The organism is Citrobacter sp. FP75 (genome assembly GCF_018342065.1).
GTDB lineage: Bacteria > Pseudomonadota > Gammaproteobacteria > Enterobacterales > Enterobacteriaceae > Citrobacter.
On the sequence record NZ_JAFDOE010000005.1, the window covers coordinates 114,991 to 126,038 of the forward strand.

10 protein-coding genes are annotated in these 11,048 nt (G+C 52.6%); 1 reads left to right on the plus strand and 9 read right to left on the minus strand.

Annotation, left to right across the window (positions count from 1 at the left end):
- Positions 1-9: 9 nt before the first annotated feature.
- Positions 10-204: a DNA gyrase inhibitor YacG gene (gene yacG, locus JQ822_RS17380; RefSeq protein WP_181637211.1), complete on the plus strand. Its 195-nt coding sequence runs from the start codon at positions 10-12 to the stop codon at positions 202-204.
- Positions 205-302: 98 nt separating this feature from the next.
- On the opposite strand, the gene mutT is transcribed toward yacG, so the two are convergent.
- The 9 genes from mutT to murC all read right to left on the minus strand — a co-directional run bounded on the left by mutT (position 303) and on the right by murC (position 11,019).
- Positions 303-692, minus strand: coding sequence for an 8-oxo-dGTP diphosphatase MutT (gene mutT, locus JQ822_RS17385; protein ID WP_213134504.1), 390 nt, complete (start codon positions 690-692; stop codon positions 303-305).
- A 55-nt stretch (positions 693-747) separates the two neighbouring features.
- Positions 748-3,453: a preprotein translocase subunit SecA gene (gene secA / locus JQ822_RS17390; protein ID WP_213134505.1), complete on the minus strand. Its 2,706-nt coding sequence runs from the start codon at positions 3,451-3,453 to the stop codon at positions 748-750.
- A gap of 60 nt (positions 3,454-3,513) precedes the next feature.
- Positions 3,514-4,020, minus strand: coding sequence for a secA translation cis-regulator SecM (gene secM, locus JQ822_RS17395; protein WP_213134506.1), 507 nt, complete (start codon positions 4,018-4,020; stop codon positions 3,514-3,516).
- Positions 4,021-4,303: 283 nt separating this feature from the next.
- Positions 4,304-5,221: a UDP-3-O-acyl-N-acetylglucosamine deacetylase gene (gene lpxC / locus JQ822_RS17400; protein WP_135323153.1), complete on the minus strand. Its 918-nt coding sequence runs from the start codon at positions 5,219-5,221 to the stop codon at positions 4,304-4,306.
- Positions 5,222-5,321: 100 nt separating this feature from the next.
- Positions 5,322-6,473 (minus strand): cell division protein FtsZ, encoded by a 1,152-nt coding sequence (gene ftsZ, locus JQ822_RS17405; RefSeq protein ID WP_003018753.1) that lies wholly within the window; start codon positions 6,471-6,473, stop codon positions 5,322-5,324.
- A 60-nt stretch (positions 6,474-6,533) separates the two neighbouring features.
- Entirely contained in the window at positions 6,534-7,796 is a 1,263-nt protein-coding gene (gene ftsA / locus JQ822_RS17410) for a cell division protein FtsA (protein ID WP_003018755.1), read from the minus strand.
- Complete coding sequence (ftsQ, locus tag JQ822_RS17415) at positions 7,793-8,629, minus strand: cell division protein FtsQ (RefSeq protein WP_213134507.1); 837 nt, start codon at positions 8,627-8,629, stop codon at positions 7,793-7,795. The genes ftsA and ftsQ overlap by 4 nt, the downstream gene beginning before the upstream one ends.
- A gap of 1 nt (position 8,630) precedes the next feature.
- A complete protein-coding gene (locus tag JQ822_RS17420) occupies positions 8,631-9,551 on the minus strand; it encodes a D-alanine--D-alanine ligase (RefSeq protein ID WP_213134508.1) in 921 nt (306 codons plus the stop codon).
- Positions 9,544-11,019, minus strand: a complete 1,476-nt coding sequence (gene murC, locus JQ822_RS17425; protein WP_213134509.1) for a UDP-N-acetylmuramate--L-alanine ligase — start codon at positions 11,017-11,019, stop codon at positions 9,544-9,546. The genes JQ822_RS17420 and murC overlap by 8 nt, the downstream gene beginning before the upstream one ends.
- Positions 11,020-11,048 lie beyond the last annotated feature (29 nt).

An 11,048-nucleotide genomic window follows, 5' to 3' on the forward strand; every position in this document is an offset into this window, starting at 1 on the left:
GGAGTGAATATGTCTGAACAAACCATCGTCAACTGCCCAACCTGTGGTAAGCCCGTCGTCTGGGGAGAAGTAAGTCCGTTTCGCCCATTTTGCTGTAAACGCTGCCAGTTAATCGATTTGGGCGAGTGGGCCGCAGAAGAGAAGCGTATCCCCAGCTCCGGCGATCTGTCAGAAAGTGATGACTGGAGCGAAGAGCAAAAGTAATTCGACAAAAATGGTAGGCCGGATAGGGCTACGCCGCATCCGGCATTTTCATGCTGTTTCGCCTGATACCGCTACGCTTATCAGGCCTACGAACGTCATTAGCCAGCAATCAGCTTTTTGATCACCGGTTCATTGGCTGGCGGAAAATCGTCAACATTTAGCGCGCTCTGTGCAATCCAGTGTGCGGGTTGCCCCTCTTTTCCCCATGGTTCACCTTCCCAGCTTTCAACCAGCCAGAACCACAGTGTGATGTGTCGGTCCGGAAACTGATATTCCAGCTTTTCGAACAGAGTACTGTGAATTGGCGTAATCCCCACCTCTTCCTGTAACTCCCGAACCAGCGCCTGCTCAGGGGTTTCGCCTGCTTCAATTTTGCCTCCGGGGAATTCCAGTTTATTCGCCATATGGGCATCCGCAGCGCGCTGAGTAATAAAAATCTCGTTCTGCTGGTTACGAATAATCCCAACGGCGATTTGCAGTATTTTCATTTTTATAGTCCATAAAAAAGGCGCAGAATTCTGCGCCTTTTCAGTAAGTTATTTTTTAGCTCAGACGGCCATGACACTGTTTGTATTTTTTACCGGAACCGCAAGGGCACGGATCGTTACGACCCACTTTACGATCGCCGGTCTGTGCGGCCAACTCTTCTGCCACGGCAGATTCGTCATCTTTATGGCTCAATTGCTGCATCTGCGCTAAACGCTCAGCTTCTTCGCGACGCTGCTGCTCCATTGCTTCGACTTCTTCAGGCATACGCACCTGAACTTTGCTCAGGGTGCTGATCACTTCATATTTCAGTGATTCCAGCATCGAAGCAAACATAGAGAAGGACTCGCGTTTGTATTCCTGCTTCGGATCTTTCTGCGCATAACCACGCAGGTGAATACCCTGACGCAGGTAATCCATCGCCGCCAGATGCTCTTTCCACAGGGAGTCGAGAGTTTGCAGCATCACGCCTTTTTCAAAGTGGCGCATCATTTCTGCACCCACAACTTCTTCTTTACGCTGGTACACTTCAATGGCGTTCGCCAGAATACGCTCACGCAGCGTCTCTTCATGCAGCTCAGGTTCTTTGTCCAGCCACTCTGAAATCGGCATTTCGAGATCGAAGTCGTTTTTCAAACGTTCCTGCAGGCCCGGAATATCCCACATTTCTTCCAGCGACTGAGGCGGAATGTAGGCATCAATAGTCGCTTTGAAGACATCCTCGCGGATGCTGTTGATGGTTTCGCTGACATCAGAGACGTCCAGCAGTTCGTTACGCTGACTGTAGATTGCGCGACGCTGATCGTTGGCAACATCATCGTATTCCAGCAACTGTTTACGAATATCGAAGTTACGGCTTTCTACTTTACGCTGCGCGTTGGCAATCGCTTTAGTCACCCACGGATGTTCGATCGCTTCGCCCGGCTTCATACCCAGTTTACGCATCATGCCCGACACACGGTCAGAGGCAAAAATACGCATCAACGCATCTTCCATCGACAGATAGAAACGAGAAGAACCCGCATCACCCTGACGACCGGAACGACCACGCAGCTGGTTATCGATACGACGAGATTCGTGACGTTCGGTACCAATGATGTGTAAACCACCGGAGGCTAATACCGCGTCGTGACGCACCTGCCAGTCGGCTTTAATCTGCGCGATTTGTTCTTCTGTCGGGTTTTCCAACTCGGCAACTTCTGCCTGCCAGCTCCCCCCCAGCACGATATCCGTACCACGACCTGCCATGTTAGTTGCGATGGTCACGGCTGACGGATAGCCCGCCTGCGCGACGATCGCCGCTTCGTTAGCGTGGAATTTGGCGTTCAGAACGTTGTGCTTAATACCTGCTTTGGTCAGTTCGTTAGAGACCACTTCAGATTTTTCAATGGAGATAGTCCCCACCAGCACCGGCTGACCGTTAGCGGTACGCTCTTTAATATCTTCGATGATCGCCTGAATTTTTTCCGCTTCGGTCATGTACACCAGATCCGGCAAATCCTTACGGATCATCGGACGGTTGGTCGGGACGACTACGGTATCCAGTTTGTAGATAGAGCTGAACTCAAACGCTTCGGTATCTGCTGTACCGGTCATACCGGCCAGTTTTTCGTACAAACGGAAGTAGTTCTGGAAGGTGATAGATGCCAGCGTTTGGTTTTCGTTCTGGATATCCACGCCTTCTTTTGCTTCAACGGCCTGGTGCAGACCATCGGACCAGCGACGCCCCTGCATGGTACGTCCGGTGTGTTCGTCGACGATAATAACTTCGCCGTCTTTCACAATGTAATCGACATCACGGGTGAACAGCACGTGCGCGCGCAGTGCGGCGGTCACGTGATGCATCAGCATAATGTTGCCCGGAGAGTACAGCGACTCACCTTCATCCATAATGCCTTCGTTTACTAGCAGTTCTTCAATCAGCACCAGGCCACGTTCGGTCAGGTTCACCTGACGCGCTTTTTCATCAACGGAGAAGTGGCCTTCGCCCTGGAAGGAGTCAGAATCTTCTTTTTCCTGACGCACCAGGTGCGGGATGATTTTGTTCACTTTCTTATACATTTCCGAGCTGTCTTCAGCCGGGCCGGAAATAATCAGCGGCGTACGCGCTTCATCGATCAGGATGGAGTCGACTTCATCGACCAGCGCGTAGTGCAGTTTACGCTGGACGCGCTCTTCCGGACTAAACGCCATGTTGTCACGCAGGTAGTCAAAACCGTATTCGTTGTTGGTACCGTAGGTGATATCGGCGGCATAGGCTTCACGCTTAGCAGGTGCCGGCAAGCCAGACATGTTGATACCCACGGTCATACCGAGGAATTCGAACAGCGGGCGGTTATTTTCGGCGTCACGCTGTGCCAGATAGTCGTTGACGGTGACCACGTGTACGCCTTTGCCGCTTAATGCGTTCAGGTACGCAGGCAGCGTTGCGGTCAGGGTTTTACCTTCACCGGTACGCATTTCTGCGATGCAACGCTCGTTGAGTACCATACCGCCCAGCAGCTGCACGTCGAAGTGGCGCATGCCAAAAACACGTTTACTCGCTTCACGTACCACCGCGAACGCTTCAGGGATCAGGCTCTCAACGGTCGCGCCTTTTTCCAGACGCGCACGGAACTCAGCGGTCTTCGCCTTCAGTTCGTCATCGGAGAGTTTTTCCATCTCCGGTTCCATAGCATTGATGACATTGACCACTTTGCGCATACGACGCAGCGTACGTTCGTTACGGCTACCGAATACTTTCGTTAATAATTTGATTAGCATAATAAAATCTCAAACGCCCCGCAGTGCGGAGTCAAAAATTATAGTTGGAAGGTTCTTTTTTTAGCTGAGGCGTTGAGGACCGGCGCGGATCCCCTGCAGCTGGCTTATCCAGACAGGAACGCTAAACGCGGCTTGAGAGGTAAAATGTGCATACGTCACACGACTGACGGTCGCAGGCGGTCTGCCTTCCTGCGTCAGCATCGCGTTGAGCGTATTCAGTAAAGCAAGATGATGCGCCTGAATCGGCAACGGCTCTTCGGCAACGGGTAGCGCCTGGGGAGCCATAGCAAAGGAAAGATGACGGATTACCGTACGAATAGCATGCTGATGCCAGTAATCGACGGTAAAATTCGGGCGACGATTGGTCGCCTCCAGCAATGCCAGTTGGCTAAAGTTTACCTTAGCTGATTGATCGTGGCTGCTGGCGGTCGCTTTCGCGGGGGTATTCGGTTCAGCGGCATTACCGATTGCGGGCAGGCCAAAACTCGCCGCAACCATCCCCAATAAGAGATGCGGCCAGAAGTACCGTCTGCCTAACTGTCGCCAGCGCGTCAGTATTCCACTCACGTTTTTGCCACCTGATATACCCTACTTTTGGGTTTACGAATGCAAAACCATTTTTTGCGCACAAATCTTATCATTAAAGCAGCCGCACCACAGCAGTAATGACAACCCGCCATGGGCAAATATGCTTAAGAAAGCAGCGATCGCACACTATTTTAATCTAGCAGTAGAGAAAATTTTGCGTTGAGAGAAGCTGTTTTAATCCGTGCATAAAAAAAACGACTGGCTCACCTGGCCGGAGAGAGTGCCAGATTTACCAGTCGAATTTATTCGACAGCGAGTGTCGTTACGCCAGTACGGTCGAAGGTGCTTTGAACGCCAACGGCAGTTCTGCATCGTCCTGGAAGGTCACAAATTCCCAAGCTTCCTGTTTTGCCAGGACAGCCTGCAACAATTTATTATTCAATGCATGACCGGATTTATACGCGGTGAATGCACCAATAATATTGTGACCACACATGAACAAGTCACCAATCGCGTCGAGCATTTTGTGACGAACGAATTCATCTTCAAAACGCAAGCCGTCTTCGTTCAGTACGCGATAATCGTCAACAACGATGGCACAATCGAAGCTACCGCCCAGGGCCAGGCCACGGGACTGCAGATATTCGATATCACGCATGAAGCCGAAAGTACGCGCACGGCTAATCTGGCGCATAAACGCATCCGCAGAGAAGTTCATCGCATAGCGCTGGGTGCTGGCATCAATCGCTGGATGGTTAAAGTCGATGGTGAAATCCAACGAAAAACCATTGAACGGTTTGAATTCAGCCCACTTGTCGCCATCTTCGACACGAACGGTCTCTTTGATGCGTACAAATTTTTTGGCGCTGTTCAGTTCTTCAATACCTGCATCAAGCAGCAGGTAAACGAACGGAGCAGCACTGCCATCCATGATCGGGATTTCCGGGGCATTAACCTCAATAACGATGTTATCGATGCCTAAGCCCGCCAGAGCAGCATTAAGGTGCTCAACGGTTGAAATCCGTACATCATGCTCATTGACCAGACACGTACAGAGCATGGTATCACGCACAGATTTGGCATCGGCCGGGAAATCTACCGGAGGATTCAAGTCGGTGCGACGATAGATGACCCCGGTGTTGGCCGGCGCAGGGCGTAATGTCAGGGTGACTTTTTTGCCGGTATGCAAACCGACGCCAGTCGCCTGAACGATACGTTTAAGAGTCCTTTGTTTGATCATCGTATAATCTCGCCAAATTACCTATCCAACCGAAGTGTACTATACATTCGGTGGGCCAGTTTAGCACAAAGAGGCACAATTCCCAAATTCCAGCTAATTCTTAATCAGCTTGCTTACGCAGGAATGCAGGGATGTCCAGATAATCCGGCTCTTTGGTGGTCTGCGGCGTATTGTCGTTTACCACTTTTGCTACCGGTTTCTGCTCTTGCGTCAACGGCGCCATACCGTGCTGCTGGTAACGATCCATTACCGGCTGCTGTACCTGCTTGTTGGTCACCAGAGTGATTTCCGGACGCTTGTCCATACCAATTCCGGTGGCAACTACGGTGACGCGCAGTTCGTCGTTCATATCCGGGTCCAGAGAGGTACCGATAACCACGGTCGCGTTATCCGATGCAAATGCACGAATAGTGTTACCCACAGTTTCGAACTCATCCAGACGCAGGTCGAAGCCCGCAGTGATGTTGACCAGCACGCCGCGTGCGCCAGACAGATCGATGTCTTCCAGCAGCGGAGAAGATATAGCCATTTCAGCCGCTTCTTCTGCACGGTCTTCACCGCTCGCCACGCCAGAGCCCATCATCGCATAGCCCATTTCGGACATCACGGTGCGCACGTCTGCAAAGTCGACGTTCATCAGACCCGGACGAGTGATAAGCTCTGCGATACCCTGAACCGCGCCTTTCAGCACGTCGTTCGCTGCGCCAAACGCGTCCAGCAGGGAAATACCGCGGCCCAGGACTTTCAGCAGTTTGTCGTTCGGGATAGTGATCAGAGAGTCCACATGTTTGGACAGCTCGGTGATACCCTGCTCCGCGAATGCCATACGCTTCTTGCCTTCAAAGTTGAAAGGCTTAGTCACGACAGCAACGGTCAGAATACCTAAATCTTTTGCTACTTCAGCCACAACAGGCGCCGCACCTGTACCGGTACCGCCGCCCATGCCTGCTGCGATGAACACCATGTCTGCGCCGTCAAGCGCTGCACGCAGAGCTTCACGATCTTCATCAGCCGCATTGCGACCGACTTCCGGGTTTGCACCCGCGCCCAGACCTTTGGTAATGCCGCTACCAATCTGAATGGTCTGTCCAACCGCCGTTTTACGCAACGCCTGAGCGTCGGTATTCACCGCGAAGAATTCAACACCTTCGATGCGCTCGCGCACCATGTGTTCAACGGCATTACCGCCGCCGCCACCGACGCCGATGACTTTAATCACCGCGTCGTTGGTCAGTTCCATAGGTTCAAACATAGTTTCTCTCTCCGTTGTGCCTGTCGCCTGAGACCGTAATTGTCGCCGGTCTCATAAAAATTAAAACTCTTTTCGCAGCCAGCTGTTGAGTCGTTTGATCCACGAGCCAACCGATGCTGTTACACGTTTTTCAACTTCAGCCTCACCACTCAAATGGGATTCTTTCCCGTAGTGAAGCAACCCCACCGCCGTTGAATAATACGGCTCTTGGGCATAATCTGTCAGACCGGTAATGTTCAGCGGTGCGCCAATACGCACTTGCGTATGGAACACGCGCTGAGCGCAGGCCGCAAGGCCTTCAATTTGTGCAGCGCCACCGGTTAATACAATCCCCGCCGCCAGATGATGTTTCACACCTTGCTGGCGAAGCTGTTCCTGTAATTGCAAAATCTCTTCGTTGACCAGGTTGAGCAGTTCGGTATAACGCGGCTCGATTACCTCTGCCAGGGTCTGACGCTGCAGACTACGCGGCGGACGACCGCCCACGCTTGGCACCTCAACGCTTTCATCTTTACCGACGATAGATCCCAGCGCACAACCATGACGAACTTTGATGGCTTCGGCATCGCTCGGCGGCGTACCAAAGGCATACGCAATATCACTGGTTACCACATTCCCCGCGTAAGGGATCACTTTGGTATGGCGCAACGCCCCGCCAGTATAAACGGCGATATCCATTGTACCACCACCAATATCGACCACGCAGACGCCCAGCTCACGCTCGTCTTCCGTCAACACAGAATAACTGGCTGCCAACCCGGCAAATATGAGTTGGTCAACTTTCAGACCACAACGTTCAACGGCTTTAACAATATTCTTCGCCATGTCGTTGTGGCAGGTGATCAGATGTACTTTGGCCTGCATGCGTACGCCGGAAAGCCCTACCGGATTTTTAATGCCTTCCTGGTAGTCGATGGCGTATTCCTGTGGAATGACATGCAGAACACGGTGTTCATCGCGCACGCGTACGGATTTCGCCGTATGTACCACGTTTTCCACATCTTCCTGCGTCACTTCCTCTTCGGAAATGGGCACCATACCAATTTCATTCTGACAGCTAATATGTTTACCAGAAAGCGCCAAATACACCGAGGAAATCTGGCAATCTGCCATCAGTTCAGCCTGGTCAATGGCGCGCTGTACGCACTTCACCACTGACTCAAGATCATTCACCCCGCCTTTATCCATACCTCGCGATGGGCAACTGCCCACGCCAATGATATTGACCATACCGTCGGGCAGAACTTCCCCTACTAAAGCGGCTACCTTCGCGGTGCCAATCTCCAGTCCAACTACCAGTTTTCTGTCCGTCGCCTTGATCATTGTTGTTCTGCCTGTGCCTGATTCTGTTGCTGATTAGATTCCTCAGGAGGCAAGGGAACCCAGCCTACTGCCGCTCCTGAGTCATAACGCAAATCAACGTAGCTAATCCGTTTGCCATCGGTTTGCGCCTGCTGCTGTAAAACCGGGTAGAGTTCCACAAAGCGAGCCAAACGTTTTATCGTATCGCCCCTGCCCAGATTCAGCTTAATATCGTTATTCAGCGTCAACTGCCAGGAACGACGAGCGGTCATCGCCGCTTCCTTCAGGGTGAATCTATCCTTAGCCAGCACCTGCCCCATATCGCGGAACCCTTGCAGTACTTCATTTGCACTGCCTTCCGGGCCATACAACATCGGTAATACCTGCTTATTGGATCGACCCGTCGGTATGCTGAACGTATTTCCGTCGGCATCTACCATATGTTGATCATTCCAACGCGCTATGGGCACATATTCAACCAGATGAATCTTCAATTCATCAGGCCATTGTTTTCTGACGCTCGCCTGTTTAATCCAGGGGAGGCGTTCAATCTGGCTCTGGATGATGTTGACATCCTGAGTCATAAAGGTTCCCGGTGCGCCCAGCGCCAGGATGGACTGACGAATATCATCGTTGCGCGTGTAGTGACGCTCGCCGGTCAAAACCAGTTTTGACAACGGCAAGCGCTGCGCATCTTCCATCCATCCCAACACTACCCAGCCGCTCACAAACACGGTGCACAGCACTGTCAGCAGGAAGATGATCCCTGCAAGACGCGTTCCATTGTTGCGGCGTGAAGAGAGAAGTTCTTCTTCATCATCACCGTTTCGCGTGTTCAGCGCAGCCTGCGACATATCAGTCCGCCAACTCCAGAATTCGTACCACCAACTGCGAGAAGCTCAGGCCCGCCTGACGTGCCGCCATCGGCACCAGACTGTGGCTGGTCATACCCGGAGAGGTATTGGCTTCCAGCAGATAAAACTGGTCATCGCTGTCCAGCATGACGTCGATGCGACCCCAACCCTTACAGCCCAGCGCGGTCCATGCTTTCAGGACTAACGCCTGTAAAGCGACCTCTTGTTCAACTTCCAGACCAGCAGGACAGAAATATTGTGTCTCATCAGACAGATACTTCGCCTCATAATCATAGAAGGTTCCGGCCGGTTGGATACGTATTGACGGTAAAATTTCTTCGCCAAGTATCGCAACGGTAAATTCCGGGCCACTCAGCCATTTCTCAATCAGTACTTCTTCATCATGCTGAAAAGCCAATGCTAATGCACCCTGCAAAGCATTTTCTTCTTCAACTTTTGACATTCCGACGCTGGAGCCTTCGCGGCTTGGCTTCACGATCAACGGTAAACCTAACGCAGAAATCTGCATAACCGCTTCATCACTAAGCCCTTTATCGAACTCAGCGCGAGTCAACGCCACCCATGGCGCAACCGGTAAACCTGCACCCTGCCACAGCAACTTACTGCGCAGTTTGTCCATTGAGATAGCGGAAGCCATCACACCACTGCCGGTATAGGGCAGGCCAATCTGCTCCAGCATGCCCTGCAAGGTACCATCTTCACCGCCACGGCCGTGCAGCGCAATAAACGCCTTCTGAAACCCCATTGATTTCAGAAGAGTGACATCGACCTCTTTTGGATCAACCGGGTGCGCATCCACACCGCCTTCACGTAAACCGGCCAGCACCGCTGCGCCTGAATTCAGCGACACTTCTCGTTCTGCGGAGGTTCCCCCCAACAGGACTGCGATTTTATCAGCCATGTTGTTCTTCCTCCGGGTTTTGCGGCTTCAGTTTGATTTCAGCTAAGGAACGCGCGATTTTGCCGATATTTCCAGCACCCTGCACCAAAATCAGATCGTTGCCGGTTAAGACCGGTGCCAACATTTCTGCCACCTGGGCTGGATCGGACACCAGGATCGGGTCAATCTTGCCGCGACCACGAATGGTACGGCACAGCGAGCGACTGTCAGCACCTGGGATCGGCGCTTCGCCTGCGGCGTACACATCCAGCATCAGCAGCGTGTCAACCTGAGTCAGCACGTTAGCAAAGTCATCGTACAGATCGCGGGTACGGGTGAAGCGATGCGGCTGGAACAGCATCACCAAATTTTTGTCCGGCCAGCCCGCGCGTGCGGCTTTGATGGTCGCATCCACTTCCGTAGGGTGATGACCGTAGTCATCCACCAGCATGGCGCTACCTGCTTTACCGTTTACCGGCTCAAGAGGGAATTCACCGAGGAAGTCAAAACGGCGCCCGGTGCCCTGGAAGCTTTCGAGCGCGCGCAGGATAGCGTCGTCTTCAATTCCCTCTTCGGTCGCTACCGCTACCGCCGCCGCCGCGTTCAGCGCATTGTGACGGCCCGGTGCGTTCAACGTCACACGCAGAGCGGCCATCCCCTGGCGCAGCAGCGTAAAGTGCCCCTGCGGGCCAATCTGCTGATAATCTTCAACACGTACGTCGGCGTCATCGCTAAAACCGTAGGTTGTCGTCTGACGGCCAACTCGCGGTAAAAGTTCGCGGATCACCGGATCGTCAACGCACATCACCGCACGACCATAAAACGGCAAGTTATGCAGGAAATTAATAAACGTCTGCTTTAAATTTTCGAAGTCACCCTGGTAGGTATCCATATGGTCAGCTTCGATATTGGTGACAATCGCCACCATCGGCTGCAAATGCAGGAACGACGCATCGCTCTCATCCGCTTCCGCAATTAAATAACGGCTATGGCCTAAGCGCGCATGTACGCCCGCGGCCTTCACCAGTCCGCCGTTGACAAAAGTCGGATCCAGTCCCGCTTCCGCGTAAATGCTGGAGACCATCGCAGTGGTTGTGGTTTTACCGTGCGTCCCGGCAATGGCGATACCGTGACGAAAACGCATTAACTCAGCCAGCATCTCTGCACGGCGGATCACCGGGATACGCGCTTCATGCGCCGCAACAATTTCCGGGTTATCCGCAGAAATGGCGCTGGACACGACAACCACGCTCGCATCACGCACGTTTTCCGGGCGATGGTTGAAGAAAATTGTCGCGCCCAGGTTGGTCAACTGCTGCGTGACCGGATTCGGCGCTAAGTCAGAACCGCTGATCTGATAACCTTCATTGGCCAAAACTTCGGCAATACCGCCCATACCAGCACCACCGATGCCGACAAAGTGAATGTGCCGAACGCGACGCATTTCGGGCACGATGGAACGCAGTTTTGCCAATTGTTGTGTATTCATTCTTTAGCCATTAACTTCTCAGTTCATGC